General features: G+C 60.4%; 21 protein-coding genes. 11 read left to right on the top strand and 10 right to left on the bottom strand.

Annotated features, from left to right (window positions below; translation table 11 throughout):
* On the bottom strand, positions 1–429 hold the full coding sequence (locus AC1DM5_RS15340) for a helix-turn-helix domain-containing protein (RefSeq protein WP_477820842.1): 429 nt from the start codon (positions 427–429) through the stop codon (positions 1–3).
* A 134-nt stretch (positions 430–563) separates the two neighbouring features.
* Here AC1DM5_RS15340 and AC1DM5_RS15345 point away from each other — a divergent pair, with 134 nt between their 5' ends.
* Positions 564–1,055: a histidine kinase gene (locus AC1DM5_RS15345; RefSeq protein WP_477820841.1), complete on the top strand. Its 492-nt coding sequence runs from the start codon at positions 564–566 to the stop codon at positions 1,053–1,055.
* 353 nt (positions 1,056–1,408) lie between these two features.
* The gene (locus AC1DM5_RS15350; protein WP_477820840.1) at positions 1,409–1,723 is read left to right on the top strand and encodes an EthD family reductase; all 315 of its coding nucleotides are present in this window, start codon (positions 1,409–1,411) and stop codon (positions 1,721–1,723) included.
* Positions 1,724–2,023: 300 nt separating this feature from the next.
* Here AC1DM5_RS15350 and pncB read toward each other — a convergent pair whose 3' ends face one another.
* Together pncB and AC1DM5_RS15360 are read right to left on the bottom strand one after the other, a co-directional pair.
* On the bottom strand, positions 2,024–3,328 hold the full coding sequence (gene pncB / locus AC1DM5_RS15355; RefSeq protein WP_477820839.1) for a nicotinate phosphoribosyltransferase: 1,305 nt from the start codon (positions 3,326–3,328) through the stop codon (positions 2,024–2,026).
* 143 nt (positions 3,329–3,471) lie between these two features.
* Positions 3,472–3,759: a hypothetical protein gene (locus AC1DM5_RS15360; protein WP_477820838.1), complete on the bottom strand. Its 288-nt coding sequence runs from the start codon at positions 3,757–3,759 to the stop codon at positions 3,472–3,474.
* Between the two features lie 188 nt (positions 3,760–3,947).
* Between AC1DM5_RS15360 and AC1DM5_RS15365 the strand changes: the two genes are divergently transcribed.
* Positions 3,948–4,196 carry a hypothetical protein gene (locus tag AC1DM5_RS15365; RefSeq protein ID WP_477820837.1) on the top strand — a complete coding sequence of 83 codons (249 nt, stop codon included), beginning with the start codon at positions 3,948–3,950 and terminating at the stop codon, positions 4,194–4,196.
* Between the two features lie 153 nt (positions 4,197–4,349).
* Positions 4,350–5,231 carry an MBL fold metallo-hydrolase gene (locus AC1DM5_RS15370; protein ID WP_477820836.1) on the top strand — a complete coding sequence of 294 codons (882 nt, stop codon included), beginning with the start codon at positions 4,350–4,352 and terminating at the stop codon, positions 5,229–5,231.
* Positions 5,232–5,491: 260 nt separating this feature from the next.
* Here AC1DM5_RS15370 and AC1DM5_RS15375 read toward each other — a convergent pair whose 3' ends face one another.
* The 6 genes from AC1DM5_RS15375 to AC1DM5_RS15400 all read right to left on the bottom strand — a co-directional run bounded on the left by AC1DM5_RS15375 (position 5,492) and on the right by AC1DM5_RS15400 (position 13,060).
* A complete protein-coding gene (locus tag AC1DM5_RS15375; RefSeq protein WP_477975206.1) occupies positions 5,492–6,451 on the bottom strand; it encodes a 2-hydroxyacid dehydrogenase in 960 nt (319 codons plus the stop codon).
* A 25-nt stretch (positions 6,452–6,476) separates the two neighbouring features.
* The gene (locus tag AC1DM5_RS15380; protein ID WP_477820834.1) at positions 6,477–8,105 is read right to left on the bottom strand and encodes an ABC transporter ATP-binding protein; all 1,629 of its coding nucleotides are present in this window, start codon (positions 8,103–8,105) and stop codon (positions 6,477–6,479) included.
* Positions 8,102–9,250, bottom strand: a complete 1,149-nt coding sequence (locus AC1DM5_RS15385) for an ABC transporter permease (RefSeq protein ID WP_477820833.1) — start codon at positions 9,248–9,250, stop codon at positions 8,102–8,104. The genes AC1DM5_RS15380 and AC1DM5_RS15385 overlap by 4 nt, the downstream gene beginning before the upstream one ends.
* Complete coding sequence (locus AC1DM5_RS15390; RefSeq protein WP_477975208.1) at positions 9,250–10,338, bottom strand: microcin C ABC transporter permease YejB; 1,089 nt, start codon at positions 10,336–10,338, stop codon at positions 9,250–9,252. The genes AC1DM5_RS15385 and AC1DM5_RS15390 overlap by 1 nt, the downstream gene beginning before the upstream one ends.
* 148 nt (positions 10,339–10,486) lie before the next feature.
* Positions 10,487–12,319, bottom strand: coding sequence for an extracellular solute-binding protein (locus tag AC1DM5_RS15395; RefSeq protein ID WP_477820859.1), 1,833 nt, complete (start codon positions 12,317–12,319; stop codon positions 10,487–10,489).
* 111 nt (positions 12,320–12,430) lie between these two features.
* Positions 12,431–13,060: a TetR/AcrR family transcriptional regulator gene (locus AC1DM5_RS15400; protein WP_477820831.1), complete on the bottom strand. Its 630-nt coding sequence runs from the start codon at positions 13,058–13,060 to the stop codon at positions 12,431–12,433.
* A gap of 41 nt (positions 13,061–13,101) precedes the next feature.
* On the opposite strand from AC1DM5_RS15400, the gene AC1DM5_RS15405 reads away from it, so the two are divergent.
* From AC1DM5_RS15405 to AC1DM5_RS15435, 7 genes are all read left to right on the top strand, one after another.
* Positions 13,102–13,674 (top strand): hydrolase, encoded by a 573-nt coding sequence (locus AC1DM5_RS15405; RefSeq protein ID WP_477820830.1) that lies wholly within the window; start codon positions 13,102–13,104, stop codon positions 13,672–13,674.
* A 107-nt stretch (positions 13,675–13,781) separates the two neighbouring features.
* Positions 13,782–14,849, top strand: a complete 1,068-nt coding sequence (mepA, locus tag AC1DM5_RS15410; protein WP_477820829.1) for a penicillin-insensitive murein endopeptidase — start codon at positions 13,782–13,784, stop codon at positions 14,847–14,849.
* Positions 14,850–14,944: 95 nt separating this feature from the next.
* Entirely contained in the window at positions 14,945–15,325 is a 381-nt protein-coding gene (locus AC1DM5_RS15415) for a methylglyoxal synthase (RefSeq protein WP_037100501.1), read from the top strand.
* 29 nt (positions 15,326–15,354) lie between these two features.
* Positions 15,355–16,371 carry a glucokinase gene (locus AC1DM5_RS15420; protein WP_477820828.1) on the top strand — a complete coding sequence of 339 codons (1,017 nt, stop codon included), beginning with the start codon at positions 15,355–15,357 and terminating at the stop codon, positions 16,369–16,371.
* Positions 16,372–16,465: 94 nt separating this feature from the next.
* Positions 16,466–18,253, top strand: coding sequence for an ABC transporter ATP-binding protein (locus AC1DM5_RS15425; protein WP_477820827.1), 1,788 nt, complete (start codon positions 16,466–16,468; stop codon positions 18,251–18,253).
* 18 nt (positions 18,254–18,271) lie between these two features.
* Positions 18,272–19,096 carry a 4-hydroxy-tetrahydrodipicolinate reductase gene (dapB, locus tag AC1DM5_RS15430; RefSeq protein WP_477820826.1) on the top strand — a complete coding sequence of 275 codons (825 nt, stop codon included), beginning with the start codon at positions 18,272–18,274 and terminating at the stop codon, positions 19,094–19,096.
* A gap of 22 nt (positions 19,097–19,118) precedes the next feature.
* A complete protein-coding gene (locus AC1DM5_RS15435) occupies positions 19,119–19,754 on the top strand; it encodes a 2,3-bisphosphoglycerate-dependent phosphoglycerate mutase (protein WP_007813953.1) in 636 nt (211 codons plus the stop codon).
* Positions 19,755–19,811: 57 nt separating this feature from the next.
* On the opposite strand, the gene phnF is transcribed toward AC1DM5_RS15435, so the two are convergent.
* A complete protein-coding gene (phnF, locus tag AC1DM5_RS15440) occupies positions 19,812–20,549 on the bottom strand; it encodes a phosphonate metabolism transcriptional regulator PhnF (RefSeq protein WP_477820825.1) in 738 nt (245 codons plus the stop codon).
* Between the last annotated feature and the right edge of the window lie 108 nt (positions 20,550–20,657).

Here is a 20,657-nt window from a genome sequence, read left to right on the forward strand (position 1 = left end):
TCAGACGGTGCGGTTGGCGGTTTCGGCCGGCGCCTTGATGTGGCTCTCGATGAAAGCCTGCAGATCCGCGGGGCGAAACAGCGTGCGCCTTCCGACCTTCACAAAGCCAAGCTCGCCGGCCCTCATCTGCCGGTAGAGGGTGGGGCGACTAAGGCCGGTGACCTCGGTGACTTCCTTGAAACTAAGCGGGATTTTCGGGATGGCTTCCACGGTTTCTCTCCAGGTCAGGTTGTGTCTGACCGGATTCGTAGAGGCGGAAAGTTGAGGGAGAGAAATAGCAACTGAGCGCTTGATGGCTTCCAGGCAGCCTTGCGCTTTCGGGCCTCTCCGCTCGCTGCCTGACATGGCCTCATTGGGGATGTGGCTCCGCGCTTCGCCAGCATCGTCCATTTCCTGAAGACACCAAAAATGGACCGCGCCTTTAAACATTGCGTGCTTTCAGGCCCGCGCCCGGTAAGGCTTGGCAAAGCAAAAGCCGATAACAAAAGGGTGTGGCGCGATCCGGAGCGAGAGGGGTGGCAAGGGCTGCTGCCCGCCGGGACGCGACCATCCGGGGACCTACCATGAAGAAACTCATCATTGCTGCAGCCTTTGCGGCATTCCTGCCTGTGATGGCCCAGGCGGAAACGCTGGAATTTCCAAGCGACGATCCGGTCGCGACCGTCACCATTCCCGACAACTGGGGGCCGAAGGAAACGGAGACCGGCATAGACGCTTCGTCGGCCGATTCGGCGATCTATCTTTCGATCGACGTTGCCGATGAGAAGACCAGCGACAAGATCATCGACGAAGCCTTCGCCTTCCTGCAGAAGAACGGCGTGACCATCGAGGAGAAGACCCAGAAGGAGTCCGAAGCCGAGATCAACGGCATGAAGATGAAGACCTTCGACTGGGATGGCGCGGACAAGGAAGGGCCGGTCAATATCGGCGTCGCCGTGCTTTCGCCTGCTGAAGGCAAGCTGCTGCTGATCACCTATTGGGGCACCAAGGGCAAGCAGGACGCCCATGACGACGAACTGATCGCCATCATCAGCTCGCTGAAGCCGGCCGGCTGATCTTGTCCGACGCGATGCGAGGCGCTGCCGGCAAGGCGGCGCCTTTTTCATGCGGGAACAAGTGCGCCGCGGTCTGCGCTCTAAAGCGCGTCGCGATCTTTCAGATCCGCTCGCCGCGCTTTAGGTCTTTGTTTTTACGCATGTCGTTATCGCAAAACCGCTGCACACTTTTGCGCGACATGCTTTAGGTCATGCACTCATAAACTGCTGGCGGCAGCTGCAAGGTTCTGATTCAAGCTTCTTGAAGGGAGCTGCTGATGGGCTTCAGCCAAAATCTGGATGCGCTTTACCAGTCGGTGAGCTATAAAGGCCCCCTCGGACGCTCGGAGAGGCGTTCAGGCAGGAGCCCGATCATGATCAAGATGAGCGTCTACTATCCGGCCAATGGCGGCTCGAAGTTCGATCACGACTACTACCGCACCCGCCACATGCCGCTGATCCAGGAACGGCTCGGCGATGCCTGCCTGCGCTATGAGGTCGAAAAGGGCCTTGCGGGTGGCGAACCTGGAAGCGCGCCGGAGTTCGTCGCGGCGTGCCACATCTACTCGCCGACCCTGGCGACATTCCTGGAGGCGTTCGGTCCCCACCGCGCGGAGATCGTCGCTGATGTCGCCAACTATACGGACATCGCGCCCATCGTGCAGTTCAGCGAAATCGTTGGAGCGTAGGGGGCTTCGGCGCGTCAGGCGTAGCCGTTGAACTTTCCGGGATCGGCGGAGTGCTGGCGCACCTGATCCATGGTGACGTAGCCGGTGCCGAACCGGTCGACGATCGGGAACATGTGGTTGCCGTCGAAGCGAAAACTACCTTGCTCTCGTCAAACTCGCTTCAGCCAAAATCTGGATGTGCTTTATGAGCCGGTGACCTAAAGCGCGTCGCGATCTTTCAGATCCGCTCGCCGCGCTTTAGGTCTTTGTTTTACGCATGTCGTTATCGCAAAACCGCTGCACACTTTTGCGCGACATGCTTTAGACCAGCACAGCCTGATCGGTGCGGTCCTCGGCGCCGAAGAATTTCAGATAGCGCTCGACTTCGGCCGGTTCGCCGGTCGCCTTCTGCGGATTGTCCGAGAGCTTCACCGCCGGGCGGCCATTGGCGTCACTCACCTTGCAGACGATGGAAATCGGCAGGAAGTCGGAACTGTCATTCGGCGCGCAGCCGGCGAAGTCATTCGTCAGGTTCGTGCCCCAGCCGAAGCTCATACGCACGCGGCCTTCGAAATGCTTGTAGGTGTCGATGATCGCATCGACATCGAGGCCATCGGAGAAGATCAGGAGCTTCTGGCGCGGGTCGCGGCCCATCTTCTTCCACCAGTCGATGATCTTTTCGCCGCCTTCGACCGGCGGGGCGCTGTCCGGGCGGAAGCCGGTCCAGTCGGCCACCCATTCCGGTGCATCGCGCAGGAAGGCGGCCGTTCCGAAGGCGTCCGGCAGGACGATCAGCAGGTTGCCGCCATAGAGCTTGTTCCAGTCGCGCAGCACTTTATAGGGCGCGTTCTTGAGCTGCTCGTCGGTCTCGGCAAGGGCGGCCGCCACCATCGGCAGTTCATGCGCATTGGTGCCGACGGCTTCGAGATCGGAATCCATAGCCAGCAATACATTACTGGTGCCGGTAAAGGCCGGGCCGATGCCTTCCTTCAGCGCTTCCACGCACCAGCGCTGCCAGAGGAAGCTGTGGCGGCGGCGGGTGCCGAAATCGGAAATGCGCAGGCCGGGCAGTTCGCGCAGCTTTTCCACCTTGGCCCACATCTTGGCCTTGGCGCGGGCATAGAGCACGTCAAGCGTGAAGGGGCCCATGGCCTTCATCGCGGCGCGGGAACGCATCTCGTTGACGATGGCAAGGGCCGGGATTTCCCACATGGTCGTTTCCTTCCACGACCCATGGAAATCGAGCACATATTGCCCGTCCTTCTTGGAAAGCTCGTATTCCGGCAGCTGGAAATTGGAGAGCCATGCGAGGAATTCCGGCTCGAAGATCTGGGCGCGGCCATAGAAGCTGTTACCGGCAAGCCAGATCATTTCCTTCTTGGCGAGCTTGAGCGTGCGCGCGTGATCGAGCTGCTCGCGCAGTTCGCCCTCGTCGATCTGTTCTGCGAGGCGCACGCGCTTGGTGCGGTTGATGAGCGTGAAAGAGGCATCGACATCGGGATAAAGCTTCCAGATCATCTGCAGCATCAGAAGCTTGTAGAAATCCGTATCGATCAGACTGCGCACGATCGGATCGAGTTTCCAGGTGTGATTGTAGACGCGCCTTGCGATATCGGTCCTGGCCATGAAACTCCTGCCTGTCCGTCAATCCGGTCAGGTGCGGCCTTGTGACGGCCAGCGCACGACCGGCTCGTGCGCTTTCTTATCGAAAAATCGATCGGCAAAGTCCAGAAAAAACAACAGGCAACGTGTCGCCCTCGCCAGACCCGTTACTGCGCTGGACTTACGGGCTGGGCCGGGGTGGCGTTCTGTGCGGGAGCTGCCGGAAGCTGCGACTGCATCTCCTGACCCGGCTGCAGCGGGGCGATGTCAGTGGCTTCCTTCTGACCCCAGATTGCGACGGGGATCCAGACGAGGAAGGCCAGCACCAGCGCCGCCGCCAGCACGGTCAGGATGCGATAACCCGTACGGCCCTGCCTGGCCTTGGCAGGCGAAATCCGTTCTTCGGCATGAAGCTTGCGATCGGACCTTTCCCACCGCGTTCCCATATGAGCCATGGTCGTCTCCTTGCGGTATTCCGCGGGCAAGGCTCGCGGAGATCCTGTCAGGAAACGAGGAGCGGTGCGGGATGGTTCCAAAGGGCTTTCTGGAGCATGCCGTTATCGCAAAGCCGCCCATTACATATCTGCATTGCATAATAGGAAGTATGCGTTTGCCTAAGATGAGATCATAAGGCGCGTAGCTGATGCACATGAGAGTCCTTGATATGGATTGGGTCCCTGTAGTCTTCGTTACGTTCAAGCTTATCGCTTTCGGAACGGCCATGTTCTTCGCCATCAAGTGGCATTACGATCGAGCGGAGATAGCGGAGAGGCGAGCGGTACTGCGCACGGGCGGCACGATGGCCGCAGTCTTCGCGCTGGCGCTACTCGGCGTAGGGCTCGTCGCCTTCGTCCTTAGCAGCAAGCTCGGTTTGGACTTGCGCCTGCCGTGATCAGGTCATCGAGCGCGAGGGTCGTACACGTTCAGGCCCGAGAGCCCTAGGGGTCATTGTCTGCTTCGCGCCAGAAGCGGACATTGCACATCCCAGTGAAGCTTCTAATAAGGTGGTGGTTATTCGGGACCAGAAGACGGACGAAGGACGACGATGGATTTTGATGTTGAGTTGACAACTTATCCTGGGCTTGACGAGCGCATTGTCGTTATTCGCGCAGGTGACGAGGTTGATTGTGTATTCGTGCGCACAGAACGTTTCAACGTACTGGTTGATACACTGGCAACGCCAGCCCTGTGCCGACGCGCAATGGAACTTCTGGCTGATGTCAGTGGAGATCGTCCTCTTTTCGTCGTCAACTCACACATGGACTGGGACCATTTTTGGGGAAACCGTGCCATAGATGGCGTCCCGATTATCGCCCATGACAAGGCCATGGAGCGACTGCGCGACCCTTCGGCCCTGCAAACACTAAGGGAAAAGAGTGCGCTCGAACCACGCTTCCAGGAAGTTGAAATCCTACCGCCGACCTTGACGTTCTCAGGTGAGAGCATGGTGCTTCATGGTGGGGATTTGACTCTGGAACTTCTGCACACGCCTGGACATACGCCCGATCATGTTGCTGTTTGGATACCAGAGTTGCGCGTTTGCCTGGCCGTGGACGCTGTCGAGAATCCTATTCCTGAGGTCTGGAGCCGAGCGCCGGATGACCTTCGTAGCCTTTGCTTGTCGTTGAAGAAAATCCGAGACCTGAACCCGAAGCACCTCATTGTGGCACATGGCCAGACAGACGACCCCGCTGTTGTCGGGAGAAACCTCGCCTACTTCCAGAAATTGCGGGACGAAGTCGCTCAACTGCCAACGCCAGGTCCGGCCGATCAGTTATTGGTGGAATGGCCGAGCCTGGGGCTTGAGAATTTCGTTGTGCTCCCTGCCTCCATGCCGGACGAAACTCGGACCTTCTATAGGCGCTGCCACATATCGAATTTGGATGCCGCGATAGTTGCGCATCAGGAAGGCGTCAACTTTATTTGAATACGACGGTCCGTGACTGCTCCGTTCTGGAGGGCAGCAATCGACAGAAGCGGTTCGAATGGAAGACATTGGAAGCCTCTTACAGATCGGGTGGGCCGGCGACCTTCAGAGGGGACATCATTACGTTTCAGCGCGGAAGTACGTTACGGCAAATGGGGACGTTAACCGGCCTGCGACAGAGGTCGCGCAAATCCGCTTTGGGCCGGACACAGGCATTGGTGGCGCTTGCCACATAGTTCCGCACTTTTGCGCGACGCGCTCTAGTACCCCGCCTTGCGATCGACGACGTACTGTAGCGGCTCGCCGCGTTCGAAGCGGGCGATCTGGGTTTCGACATGACGGAAGAGCGCGTTCTCTTCCGAGATCGCGGCGTCATGCGGCGTGATGAAGACAGTCTCCAGATGCCAGAGCGGATCATCCGCCGGCAGCGGCTCGACCTCGAAGACATCGAGCGAGGCGCCACCGAGCACCCCGCTTTCAATCGCCGCAGCGATATCGGCCTGGACCTGGCTCTTGCCGCGACCTGCATTGATGAAAACAGGTTTGCCGAGCGCGCCGCCCTGGCGAAGCCTGGCGAAGAAGACCTTGTTGTAGAGGCCCGTGGTGTCAGGCGTCAGCGGCAGCAGGCCGACGACGATATCGGTCTTCGACAGGAAGGTATCGAGCTCCGGGCCGTCGAAGGTCTCGATGCCTTCAACCTCTTTCTTCGACCGCGACCAGCCGATCACGTTGAAGCCCATAAAGCGCAGCTTGGCGACGGCATCCTGGCCGAGAATACCGAGGCCCATGACACCGACGGTGATTTCGGCGGCTTCCGGCGGGACGAGCTTGCCCCAGACCCGGTCGCGCTGGTCCCGGTCGTGCTCGCGCTGCAGGCGCAGATGCATGAGGCACTGCATGACCACCCATTCGCTCATGCGTGTCGTCAGGCTGCGATCGACGAAGCGAACGATCGGGATGTCAGGCAGATCGGGAATGGACAGGATGCTATCGACCCCGGCGCCGCCGGAAAAGAGCACCTTCAGGTTCGGCGCGCGCTGAAAGATATCGGCATCCGGCTTCCAGAGCAGCGCGTAGTCCACGCCGGTCAGGTCAAGGCCCTTGCTCTCGGGATCGGCCGAATTGATGCTGCCGCGATCGGCAAAGTCGGTCTTCAGGATGCGGGCAACGGTTTCAGGATCGAACTTGAGATCGACGAGAATGGGAGGTCTTGCTGACATGATCTTCTTTGCTGCTGCCCGTCTTTTACTGCTGAATTGCCGGCGTCGGCACCGCCTCGATATTGAAGGCGGCGGCCATCAGCGCCTTGGTATAGTCATCCTTCGGCGCACGGAAGATATCCGCTGACGCCCCCTGCTCCACCACCTTGCCGAAGCGCATGACGATGACATCATTGGCGAGCGCCTTGACCACCTTCAGGTCGTGGCTGATGAAGAGATAGGCAAGTTCGTGCTTCTTCTGCAGGTCGCGCAGCAGATCCACCACCTGCGCCTGCACGCTCATGTCGAGCGCCGAGGTCGGCTCATCGAGCATGACGAAACGCGGCTTCAGCACCATGGCACGGGCGATCGCGATACGCTGGCGCTGGCCGCCGGAAAATTCATGCGGGAAGCGCCAGCGGGTGAGCGGATCGAGGCCGACTTCTTCAAGCGCCCAGCAGACGCGCTGGTCGCGCTCTTCGGCGGAGAGCGAGCGCTCGTGCACTTTCAACCCTTCGGCAACGATATCGCCGACGGACATGCGCGGGCTCAGCGAGCCATAGGGATCCTGGAAGACGACCTGAAGCTGGTTGCGCAACGGCCGCATATCCGTGAATGAATAGCTCGCTATATCTTTTCCGACGAAGGAAATCCGGCCCTTCGAGGAGATAAGGCGCGTCAGCGCCAGCCCCAGCGTGGTCTTGCCCGARCCSGATTCGCCGACGACGCCGAGCGTCTGGCCGGCGCGCAGCGTCAGATCGATGCCATCGACGGCCTTCACGTGATCGACGACCTTGCGCATGAAACCGGCCTTGATCGGGAACCAGACCTTGATGTCATTGCCTTCCATGACAACAGGCTTGGAGGGGTCGGTCACCGGCGGTTCGCCGCGCGGTTCGGAGGCGAGCAAGTGGCGCGTGTAATCGTGCTTCGGATCGGTAAAGACCTCTTCCACCGGTCCGGTCTCGACGATCTTGCCCTTGGTCATGACGCAGACGCGGTCGGCGAATTTACGCACGATGCCGAGATCGTGGGTGATGAAGAGCATGGACATGCCGTGCTCGCCCTTCAGCTTGCGAAGGAGTTCGAGGATCTGCGCCTGGACCGTGACGTCGAGCGCGGTGGTCGGTTCGTCGGCGATCAGCAATTCGGGCCGATTGGCAAGCGCCATGGCGATCATCACACGCTGACGCTGGCCGCCCGAAAGTTCATGCGGATAGGCTTTCAGCCGTTTTTCCGGCTCGCGAATGCCGACCTGGTTCAGGAGTTCCAGCACGCGGGTGCGCGCCGCCTGCCCGGTCATGCCCTGATGGAGCGCGAGGATTTCGGCAATCTGCTTTTCGATCGTATGGAGCGGATTGAGCGAGGTCATCGGCTCCTGGAAGATCATGGTGATGTCGTTGCCGCGAACTTCGCGCAATTCGCGATCGGAGGCCTTCAGCAGATCCTTGCCCTTGAAGAAGATCTCGCCATTCGGATGGCTTGCCGAGGGATAGGGCAGAAGCCGCAGGATCGAGTTTGCCGACACCGACTTGCCGGAACCGGATTCACCGACCAGTGCGACAACCTCGCCCTTCTCGATATCGAAGGAAATGCGATCGACGGCAAGCGAGGTTTCGCCGCCCTGATGGAAGGCGACGGAGAGATCGCGGACGGAGAGCAGCGCTTCACTCATTGGAACGTCTTTCTCGGATCGAAGGCATCGCGCACCGCCTCGCCGATGAAGATCAGCAGCGACAGCATGATCGACATGGTGAAGAAGGCCGTCAGCCCGAGCCATGGCGCCTGAAGATTGGCCTTGCCCTGGGCGATCAGTTCGCCGAGCGAGGGGGAGCCCGGCGGCATGCCGAAGCCGAGGAAATCGAGCGAGGTCAGCGTGGTGATCGAGCCCGAGAGGATGAAGGGCACGAAGGTCAGGGTCGCCACCATCGCGTTCGGCAGCATATGCCGCCACATGATGGTGCGGTTGTTGACGCCGAGGGCGCGAGCGGCCCGGACATATTCGAAATTGCGGGCGCGCAGGAATTCGGCGCGCACCACGCCGACGAAGCTCACCCAGGAGAAAAGCAGCATGATGCCGAGCAGCACGAAGAAACCGGGCGGCAGGATGGCGGCGATGATCAGCAAAATGTAGAGCACCGGCATCGAGGACCAGATCTCGATGAAACGCTGGAAAAACAGGTCCGTCCAGCCGCCGAAATAACCTTGGACGGCACCGGCCGTCACACCGATGACGGCCGAGCAGATGGTGAGCACCAGGCCGAAGAGAACGGAAATGCGGAAGCCATAGATGACGCGGGCAAAGACGTCGCGGGCTTGATCGTCCGTGCCGAGCCAGTTGAGATTGCCGAGCCTGCAGCCGGGATCATCGACTCCCTGCGGATAGGCCGAGCAGCGCTCCTGCGGCGACATCAGCCAGAAAGGCGCGGTCGGGGCCGAATGCGGGATATTGGAATTGACCGACTGATAGGAGTAACGGATCGGCGGCCAGATCATCCAGCCATTCGCATTGATCTCATCTGAGATGACGGAGGAGCGATAGTCCGTCTCGGCCAGGAAGCCGCCGAACTTTTCTTCGGGATAATCGATGACGACGGGGAAAAGGATCTCGCCCTTGTATGAGGCGATGATCGGCCTGTCGTTGGCGATGAATTCGGCAAAGAGGCTGAGCACGAAGAGGATCAGGAACAGCCAGAGCGACCAGTAACCGCGGCCATTGGCCTTGAAGTTCTGCCAGCGGCGAATATTGGTCGGCGACAGCAGGCCTTTGCGGGGCGGGCGGACAGGTGTCGATGTCGTCGGATTTGCGGCGGCATCCATCAGACGTCCCTCCGCTCGAAATCGATGCGCGGATCGATCCAGGTATAGATGAGGTCCGAGATCAGGCCGACGAAGAGACCAAGCAGCGAGAAGATGTAGAGCGTTGCAAAGACGATCGGATAATCGCGGTTGACGACCGAGAGGTAGCCGAGGCGGCCAAGACCATCGAGAGAGAAAATGTTCTCGATCAGCAGTGAACCGGTGAAAAAGGCGGAGATGAAGGCTGCAGGAAAGCTCGCGATGATGATCAGCATGGCATTGCGGAAGACGTGGCCATAGAGCACCTGCCGTTCGTTGAGCCCCTTGGCGCGCGCGGTGATGACATATTGCTTCTTGATCTCGTCGATGAAGGAATTCTTGGTCAGCAGCGTCGTCGTGGCAAAGGATGCCAGCGACAGCGAGATCAGCGGCAGCGTCAGGTGCCAGAAATAATCGAGCGGCTTCTGCCACCAGGCAAGCTGGTCGAAATTATCGGATACCAGGCCGCGCAGCGGGAACCAGTCATAGAAGGAGCCGCCGGCGAACAGCACGATCAGCAGGATGCCGAACAGGAAGCTCGGCACGGCGTAACCGACGATGATGACGCCTGATGTCCAGACATCGAAGGAAGAGCCGTCCTTGACCGCCTTGCGGATGCCGAGCGGAATGGAGATGGCGTAGGAAAAGATCAGGATCCAGATGCCGAGCGAGATCGAGACCGGCAGTTTCTCGATAATCAGATTGAGCACGGTCGTATTGCGGAAGAAGCTCTCGCCGAAATCGAAGCGGATGTAGTTCCACATCATTTCGCCGAAGCGAGTCAGCGGTGGTTTGTCAAAGCCGAACTGCTTTTCAAGCTTGGCGATCAGTTCTGGATCGAGGCCCTGCGCACCGCGATATTTCGAGCCGGCATCGTCTCCTCCACCGACCATGAGATCACCGCCGCCGGAGAGGCGTTGATCGGCACTGTCGGCCTGGCCAGTCAACTGGGAGATCACTTGCTCGACGGGGCCGCCGGGCGCGAATTGAACGACGATGAAGGAAATCGCCATGATGCCGATGATCGTCGGGATCATCAGAAGCAGGCGGCGAAGAATATAGGCTCCCATCAGTCTCGGGCCTCCGGGACTATCTTCGCCTGCACGCCGTCCAGTCTATTGCCGTTCAATCTGACAGCCTTCCTTTGCCGGCTTGTGCCGGCTTTCATGATTCGCCGATGCCATTTGGAGCGCAGGCCTCCTCGCATTGCAAGTCTGCTCATTTCGCCGAGGTGGACCACCAGGCATCGGGAAAGCCAAGGCTGTATGCCGGAAACTCTGCCGGACGCGTCACCGTATTCCAGTAAGCAATCGAATAGGTGTCGCGGTAGAACAGCGGAATGACATAGTGATGGGCGAGCAGCACACGGTCCATAGCCTTGATGGCCGCAACCTGTTCATCTCTGTTGGGGGCAAAGATGATCATGCGAACAAGCGCATCGACGGCCGGATTGGCGATGCCGGCATAGTTGCGCGAACCTTGCTGGTTGGCGGAACCCGATCCCCAGAAATCGGCCTGCTCGTTACCGGGGTTCACGGTTTCGGCCCAGACATTCCAGATCATATCGAAATCGAAGCTGCGCGCACGGTTGGTATATTGCGCGGCATCGACCGTGCGGATCCGCGCATCGATACCGATCTTCTTCAGATTGGTGGCATAGGGTACCGCCCAGCGCTCAAGCAAGGGGCTCGACAACAATATCTCGAAACTCATCGGCTGACCGCTCTTGGCATTGACCATCCGATTGCCCTTCAGCTCCCAGCCGGCATCTTTCAGAAGAGAGATCGCCTTGCGAAGGTTGTCGCGGCTTTTCTGCGGATCCCCGCCAACGGGATTGCTGTAGGGGGTCGTGAAGATGTCCGCGGGAACCTGATCCTTCAAGCTCTGAAGAATTTCCAGCTCCCTGCCTTGCGGAAGGCCGGATGAGGCAAGATCGGTGTTCCAGAAGTAGCTATCGATGCGCTTGTAGCTGTTGAAGGCGACCGTGCGGTTCAGTTCCTCGAAATCGAAGCCGTAATTCAATGCCTCGCGCACCCGCTCGTCCTTGAAGATGTCGCGCCGCATATTGGGCACCAGCGCCTGCATGATGCCGGTGGAACGCAGGGGATTGGTGACATCTTCCTTCTTGATGCGTCCTTCCTTCACGGCGGGGAAATCATATCCAGTTGCCCAACGTGCAGCAAAAGTCTCCTGCCAGTAATCGCTGTTGCCGGCACGGAACGCTTCGAACTCGACGTCCCGATCGCCATAATAGGTGTAGAGAATGTTGCGGAAATTGTTCTGACCGACGTTCACATTGAGGTCCTTGCCCCAATAGTCGTCCCGCAACTCGTAGCGGATCGTCGCACCAGCCGAGAAGGCGGCAATCTTGTATGGCCCCGAACCCATGACCGGCTCAAGCGTCGTCTTCGAAATGTCTCGCGGTTTGCCATCCGGTCCCGGTGCCTCCCACCAGTGTTTCGGCACGATCATCAACTGGCCGAGAATGTTCGGCAGCTCGCGATTGTTCTTTTCATCGAAGGTGAATGTAACGTCCCGCTCGCCCGTCTTCTCAGCCTTGACCACATGATGGTAGTAGTTCCCGGCAAGCGGGTTCAGCTCCTTGGTCTTGTCGAAGCTGAAAACGACGTCTTCGGGCGTGACTGGCTGGCCATCAGCCCATTTCGCTTCCTTGCGAAGGCGAAAGGTCGCGCTCGAAACGTCGGGCGGATAAGAAAGGCCCTCAGCAAGCAGTCCATAGGAGACGAGGAGTTCGTCATCAGCTGGCTTCAGCAGGGTGTCGTAAACAAGCGACAAACCTACCGCTGTCTGGCCTTTTGCCAGCAAAGGATTGAAAGTGTCGAAAGTGCCGCTTGAAGACAGGCGCAGGTCGCCGCCTTTCGGGGCATCGGGATTGACGTAGTCGAAGCGGGTAAAGCCCGGCTTGTACTTCATCTCGCTGATGACCGAACTGCCGATTTTAAACTGCTGGTCCTGAGCCAATACAGTCATAGGTGCGAGCGCACCCGCCAATGCTACCAGCACACCGATTTTCAACCACGAAGCCACTATTCACTCTTCCCCTGTTATTAGTTTCGCCGACAATACGAGAAATGCAGGCGAAAAACAGGAAAGAGTTTGTTTTTTACCGGGCTCGCGAAATTTTGACCTTACCAATGGAGGTCAGGGCGTCACTTCCTCGAGGCGCTTGCGGAGCATGCGACGCAGCTCCCCGACCAGGCGCGGATCGCCCGAGCCATCGGGGTCGTTGGCGGCCGCGACGACGATGCGCAGAAGCTCCAGGACGAGGGCGCCCAGGAGATCGACATCGCGTTCGACCGACGGTTCAGCATTCTTCAGGAGTGCGGTGATGCTGGCACGAAGCTCCGCACGTGATTTCGCCTTGCGCTCCTTGGGTACGTCGCGCCGCGCTGCGAGAACCGGAAATTCCGGATGATCCTCGATGAACCGGCCGAGCCGCGTAAAGATCGCATCGCCGATTTCGGCAGCACTCTTCCCCCTGGTCTTCTCGGCGAGTTCGGCGAGCCCGCTATTCAAATGCTGCAGGCGATCGATATGCAGCGCCTCGGCAAGCAGAGGCTTGGTCGGGAAGAACTGATAGAGCGAACCGATCGAAGAATTTGCGGCAGCGGCAATCTCCGTCATGGTTGCGGCGTCATAGCCTTTTGCGAGAAAGACCCTGGCTGCCGCTTCCAGCAGGATCGCAACGCGCTCATGGCCGCGCTGGCGTTTCGGCACACGGGCTTGCGGTTCGGGGCTTGATTTTTGTGAGGCTATCCTCGTATTTGTCATTGTGAGGATGCCCTCATGTTTCCTTTCCTCGGAGATTTCCCATGTCCCTTTATGATCCCAAGACCACCGCACTCATTTCCATCGACCTGCAAGGCTTCATCGTCGGCCGGCAGCTCGCGCCCCATCCCGCCCGGCAGGTGATCGAGAATACCGCCGCAATCGCCACCAAGCTGAAATCCGAAGGCGGGACGGTGATCCTCGTTACCGTCGGATTCTCCCCGGACTATGCCGATGCTGTCAACCAGCCGGTGGACGAGCCGGCGGTTTTCCCCGAAGGCGGCCTTCCGGCGACGGCACTTGCGGCACCAGTGGAAATCGCTGCGCTCGATGTCGATGTCCATATCGTCAAGCATCAGTGGAGCGCTTTTTACGGCACGGCGATGGATCTCCAACTGCGCCGCCGCGGCATCAGGACCGTGATCCTGACGGGTATCGCCACGAATTTCGGCGTCGAGGCGACGATCCGCGATGCATTTGCCCATAATTACGCTGTCCTCGCCGTCGAGGATGCGATGAGCACCTTCACCGCCGAAATGCATTCGCTTGCCTGCGAGCGCATCCTGCCGCGCCTGTCGCGCGTGCGCAAAACGGCCGAGGTTCTTGCCAACGCCTGATGCTGCGGCGATCCGTCCCCGCGCCGCCTGCCAAAACATCGATTCACCAAAATTGCTTTTCACGATAGATTCGATTGCAAATCACTTTGGCGCAGCAAGGGAATGGTATGGCTTTCGACCTGGTTCGGGCTTTCAGGATTTTCGGCAAACTAACACTCGCCGGGGCAATGGGCGCAAGCCTTGTCGCCGGCGATGTCGGTGCACAGCAGAAGACGCCGAGCCCCGGCAGTGCCAAGGCGATTTTCGGCGCCGTGAAATTGCCGACGCAGGGGCCGGCGCAGCCGATCGGTTTCTACGCCAAGGGCTGCATGACCGGTGCGGAGGCGCTGCCGGCTGACGGGCCGACCTGGCAGGCGATGCGGCTGTCGCGCAACCGGCGCTGGGGCAATCCGGCGATGATCTCGCTTCTGGAAAAATTCTCGCAGGATGCGCGTGCCAAGATCGGCTGGCCCGGTATCCTCGTCGGCGATATCGCCCAGCCGCGCGGCGGGCCGATGTTCAACGGCCATGCCTCGCACCAGATCGGCCTCGATGCCGATGTCTGGCTGACGCCCATGCCCTCGCAGCGCTTGAGCAACGAAGAGCGGGAAGACCTGCCCTTCACCACCATGTTGCAGAAAGACAAGTTTCTGACCGTCGACCCGAAAGTGTGGAACGAGCAGCGGGCAGCACTCTTGATGCTGGCAGCAAGCTATCCGCAGGTCGAGCGCATCTTCGTCAATCCGGCAATCAAGAAGAAGATGTGCGACACCTGGACGGGCGACCGCACCAATCTCGGCAAACTGCGGCCGGAATACGGGCATGATTCGCATTTCCATATCCGCATCAAATGCCCGCCGGGCGCCAAGGGCTGTACAGGGCAGGCACCGGTGGCTGCCGGTGACGGCTGCGACAAGTCGCTTGCCTGGTGGTTCACCAAGGAGCCGTGGGCGGCGCCGAAGCCCAGTGCAAAGCCGCCGAAGCCGCCGCGTGAGGTCATGGTCTCTGACCTGCCGAAGGCATGCTCTGCCGTTGTCGATGCCCCGTCCATCGCCTCTACGGAAGCCGGGACCTATGGCGGCCCCTCCGCGGCGAGTGCACTGACGGCAGCCCCTGCTGCCGCACCGGCGGTCGATACCGGCAGCGCGCTTCCTTCCGTCGGCCCGGTTCCGAACGACAAGCCGGTCGTGCAATAGGCCAAACAGGCTGGCGGGCGGCTGTCTTTCAAATCACAAACGCCTGGTGTAGAAGCGGTCAAATCGATTGAATTACTCGCGTGGAGAACTCGTTCATGGCCGGCGGCAAATGCCTTGCATTGATTGCGCATGACCAGAAGAAGGACGACATGGCGGCGTTTGCCCGCCGTAACAGGGATCTCCTCGCCCAATGGAAAATCGTCGCCACCGGCACGACGGGCGGGCGCGTGCTCGACGCCGCTCCGGACCTTCACGTGACCCGGCTGAAAAGCGGCCCGCTCGGCGGCGACCAGCAGATCGGCGCACTGATTTCCACCGGCGAGGTCAGCGCCCTGATCTTCTTCGTGGACCCGCTGACGCCGATGCCGCATGATGTCGACGTCAAGGCGCTGATGCGGCTTGCGATCGTCTACGACATTCCGATGGCACTGAACGAGTCGACAGCCGAAAAGCTTCTCCCTACCCTTAACGCCTGATCCCTCGGGCCTACAGCACGGAACCGGCCATGACTGCATCCTCTACTCCCTTGCCCTTTCCGATCCTGATCGGCGACATCGGTGGCACGAATGCCCGCTTCTCCATCCTGACGGATGCCTATGCGGAGCCGAAGCAGTTTCCCAATGTGCGCACCGCGGATTACGAGACGATCGACGAGGCGATCCAGAAGGGTGTGCTCGATAAGACCTCCGTGCAGCCGCGCGCCGCGATCCTTGCCGTTGCCGGCCCGATCAAGGCCGATGAAATCCCGCTGACCAACTGCCCCTGGGTGGTGCGGCCGAAGCGGATGATCGAGGGCCTCGGCCTCGTCGATGTGCTCGTCGTCAACGATTTTGAGGCACAGGCGCTGGCGATCGCGGCACTTTCCGACGACAATCGCGAGCGTATCGGCGACGCTGCAGGCGATATGATTGCGTCCCGCGTCGTTCTCGGACCCGGCACCGGCCTCGGCGTCGGTGGTCTGGTCCATACCCAGTCGACGTGGATTCCGGTTCCAGGCGAAGGCGGGCATGTCGACCTCGGGCCGCGCAGCAAACGCGACTATGAGATCTTCCCGCATGTCGAAACCATCGAGGGCCGCATTTCGGCCGAGCAGATCCTGTGCGGCCGCGGCATCGTGAACCTCTACCGCGCGATCTGCGCGGCCGACGGCGTCGTGCCAACAATGAACGATCCGGCGGACATCACGTCGCATGCACTCGTCGGCAGCGACAAGGTCGCGGTCGAAACCGTTTCGCTGTTTGCCACCTATCTCGGCCGCGTAGCGGGCGACATGGCGCTCGTCTTCATGGCCCGCGGCGGCGTTTATCTCTCCGGCGGCATCTCGCAGAAGATCCTCCCGGCATTGAAAAAGCCGGAATTCCGGGCCGCGTTCGAAGACAAGGCGCCGCATTCGGCCCTACTGCGCACGATCCCGACCTATGTCGTGACGCATCCGCTGGCGGCCCTTGCCGGGCTTTCTTCCTATGCACGCATGCCAGGGAATTTCGGCGTCTCGACGGACGGTCGGCGCTGGCGGGCTTGAGCCTGTCTAGCCAAAGCTCCTTCAACTCTTTATAGAGCCCGCGCATATGTGTGCCGCGCCTGCGGCATGCAGCTCTGAGACAGGAAGCCTATTTTTGGACGCCGCCGACAGCAGAAAGCCACACGTCAACAGCGATACCGTGACCGGCATCCTGAAACGCATCATTGCGGAAAACGGCCGGGACCATCTCTGGGGCTATGTCTTCGCAATCTCCTGCCTTGTCATCATAGCGCTTTCGACGGCGTTCACGGCCTGGATCATGCGGGCGATCATTGACGAGGCCTTCGCCAACCGCCGCGCCGACGTCGTCTGGATTATCTGTCTTTCGATCTTCATCGCTTTCATGCTGCGCGGTTTTGCGAGCTACGGGCAAGGCGTTGCCCTTTCAAGGATCGGCAACGATATCGTTGCGCGCTATCAGCGACGGATCTATTCGCACCTGATGACGCTATCCGTTGGCTACTTCAACGAGTCTCGCTCCGCCCATATCGCCGCTCAGGTCAGCCAGAACGTTACCGGGATCCGCGACGTATTGAACCTTACAATAACGTCGACCGTGCGTGACCTCCTCACTTTCGTTTCGCTGATCGGCGTCATGGTCGTTCAGGATCCGCTGCTGAGCCTTGCAGTCTTCATTCTGGCGCCGCCGCTGCTCTATGCGCTGCGTTACGTTTCCAAGCGGCTGCGCTCGGCCACCCGCGAAGCGGTCGATCTCAACAGCCACGTTCTCGGCGCCATGCAGGAGACGATCCAGGGCATTTCCATCGTGAAGGCCTTCACGATGGAAGAGGCGCTGGAAAACAAGGTCAACAAGCTGATCGGCGCTGCCGAAGGCCGGGCAAACCGCATCGCGCGGCTTTCCGAGCGCACCTCGCCGCTGACGGAAAGTTTTGCCGGCTTTGCGGTCGCCAGCGTCCTTGCCTATGCCGCCTATCGCTCGATCTATCAGGGCGTGCCACCGGGCGCCTTCTTCTCCTTCGTCACTGCGCTGCTGCTCGCTTACGATCCGGCCCGGCGCCTTGCCCGCCTGCAGGTGCAGATGGAGCGCGCCATCGTCAACGCCCGGATGATCTACGAGTTGCTCGACATGGAAACGCGCCAGCGCGATCTGCCGGATGCCAAGCCGCTTGTTGTCACCGAAGCGAAGATCGAGTTCCGCAATGTCTCCTTCGCCTATGGCAATGAAAGCGTGCTTGACGGCGTGACGCTGACGGCCGAGGGCGGCAAGACGACGGCGCTCGTCGGCCCCTCGGGTGCCGGTAAATCCACCGTTATCAGCCTCATTCCTCGCTTCTACGATCCGAAGGGAGGCGAGATCCTGATCGACGGACAGGATATCGCCCATATCACCAAGCGGTCGCTGCGCCAGCAGCTCGCTTATGTCTCGCAGCAGCCCTACCTCTTCGAAGGCACGATCCGCGACAATATCCGTTACGGCCGTCCGGAAGCCACGGATGAGGATATCGAGAAGGCAGCGCGGCTTGCCTATGCGCATGACTTCATCGTCGCGCAGTCACAGGGCTACGATACGCCCGTCGGCGAAAACGGCGTGACATTGTCCGGCGGCCAGCGCCAGCGGCTGTCGATCGCCCGCGCTTTGGTGCGCAACGCGCCGATCCTGCTTCTTGACGAGGCAACCTCGGCGCTCGATACGGAATCGGAAGCAGCCGTGCAGAAGGCACTCGACGAAGCCATGACCGGCCGCACCGTTGTCGTCATCGCCCACCGGCTTTCGACCGTGGTGCGCGCCGACAAGATCATCGTGATGCAGCAGGGCCGCGTCGTCGAAGAAGGCAATCACGAGACGCTTGCGAAGGTCAGCGACGGACTTTACGCTCGCCTCAACAATCTGCAGAGGCCTTCGGCTTCTGATTCATACTGATCGGGATGACGGACTGACATGAGCGACGCTGCGATGAAACTGGTAGTGGTCGGAGCGGCGGGGCGCATGGGACAGACGCTCATTCGTCTCATCCATTCCATCGACGGCGTTGCATTGCATGCAGTGGTCGCGCGGCCGGGCTCGCCTTTCGTCGGCAAGGATGCCGGTGAAGTCGCCGGTCTCGGGGCCAATGGTGTCATCATCGGCGATGATCCCCTGGCAGCGTTCCTGCATGCCGAGGGCGTGCTGGACTTCACGTCGCCCGCCACCAGCGTGGAATTTGCCGGACTGGCGGCGCAGGCGCGCATCGTTCATGTCGTCGGCACGACCGGCTGCTCCGATGAGCACAACGCAAGGATTGCGGCCGCCTCGCGCCATGCCCGCATCGTCCAGTCGGGCAATATGAGTCTCGGGGTCAATCTGCTCAGCGTTTTCGTGCAGCAGGCGGCTCAGGCGCTCGATCCTGCCGACTGGGATATCGAAATTCTCGAAATGCACCACAAGCGCAAGGTCGACGCGCCCTCCGGAACCGCATTGCTGCTCGGCGAGGCAGCCGCAAAGGGCCGCAATATCGATCTTGCCGCGAAATCCGTGCGTGTGCGCGACGGCCATACCGGGTCGCGGGAAGCCGGCACGATCGGCTTTGCGACGCTTCGCGGCGGCTCAGTCATCGGCGAGCATTCCGTGCTCTTTGCCGGCGAAGGCGAGACCGTCACGCTTTCGCATAGCGCAACCGACCGTTCGATTTTTGCGCGCGGCGCCATCAAGGCAGCCCTTTGGGCACGCGACAAGAAACCGGGGCTCTATTCCATGCTCGACGTTCTCGGGCTTTCTTCCCATTGACCATTTCTCGGAGGCATTTTTCATGAGCGGTACCCTCGTCCTCGTTCGCCACGGCCAGAGCGACTGGAATCTCAAGAATCTCTTCACCGGCTGGAAGGATCCCGACCTGACCGAGCTCGGCATCCAGGAAGCCACGACCGGCGGCCAGGCGCTTGCCGACTACGGCATCAAGTTCGATATCGCCTTCACCTCCGCACTGGTGCGCGCGCAGCACACGCTGAAGCTTGTCCTCGACAAGGTCGGTCAGCCTGATCTCGAGACGATCCGCGATCAGGCACTCAACGAGCGCGACTACGGCGATCTCTCCGGCCTCAACAAGGACGATGCCCGTGCCAAGTGGGGCGAAGAGCAGGTGCATGTCTGGCGCCGCTCCTATGACGTTCCGCCTCCGGGCGGCGAAAGCCTGCGCGACACCGGCGCCCGCGTCTGGCCTTACTACCTCACGGAAATTCTTCCGCGCGTCCTGCGCGGCGAAAAGGTGCTGGTTGCCGCGCACGGCAATTCGCTGCGTTCGCTCGTCATGGTTCTCGACCGCCTCACCCGCGAGCAGGTTCTTTCGCTGAATCTCGCGACCGGCGTGCCCATGGTCTACAAACTGAAAGCAGATTCGACCGTCGCTTCCAAGGAAGTGCTCGGCGACATGTCCGGCGCGCACTGATCACAATCAGGCATCGATAAGGTTTGAGGCCGGGCTCGCGCCCGGCCTTTTTCGTTTTCAGTTCTCGATGGTGAACTGGACGCGGTCTGCCGCGAAACGGCTGATCGAATATTGGACCGGCACGCCGTCCAGATCGGTATTCATCGCCTTGGTGATCAGCAGCACGGCGCCCGGCGTCAGCTCCAGATCGGCAATGTCGCCGGAATCTGCGTGGGCGGCGGTGATCTCGGTCGTGGCGCGCACATAGTCCGAGAGGCCGAGTGCGGCGAAAGTCTTGGTGACGGACTCGGTCTGGCGATAGATCTCGACGAGGCCGGGAAACCGCGCGGCCGGAAACCAGCTCGTGCCGCGTGCGACAGGCCGCCTGTCCGCATCCCGCACCGTTTCCAGCCGAATGACCGGCGTGCCCGGTTCGATGCGAAGCCAGCGGGCCACTTCGGCGTTGGCTGCCTCTTCCGCATGGCCGAGCAGGAGCGAGTGCGTCTCGCGCGCCTGATCGCCCAGACCATCGGTAAAGCGGGTGCGGCGGCTGATCGGAAAATTCAGGCGCTCCTTGCGCTCGATCAGCGTGCCGCGGCCCTGCACCGCGCGTACGATGCCTTCCTGGGCAAGTGCTGCAAGCGCGCTGCGGACGGTATGCCTGTTGACGCCGAACTGAAGCGCCAGAACGGTCTCAGGCGGCACCATGCCCGTTTCGTCATAGGCTCCGCTGCTGATCGCCTCGCGGATCCTGTCGGCGATCTGCCGCCAGAGCGCCACGCCCGTCTGCCGTTGCACCTGCTTCATGCCTGCCATTACACCCCTGCCAGCTCATCTTCGACCCGAATTCATCTTCAGGCTCGGCCAATTTTGGACGTGTCGTGTCACACGCTTGTCACCTCGCCGATTTAGGGATAGGTATAG

It is taken from the genome of Rhizobium sp. 01T437 (assembly GCF_056398505.1).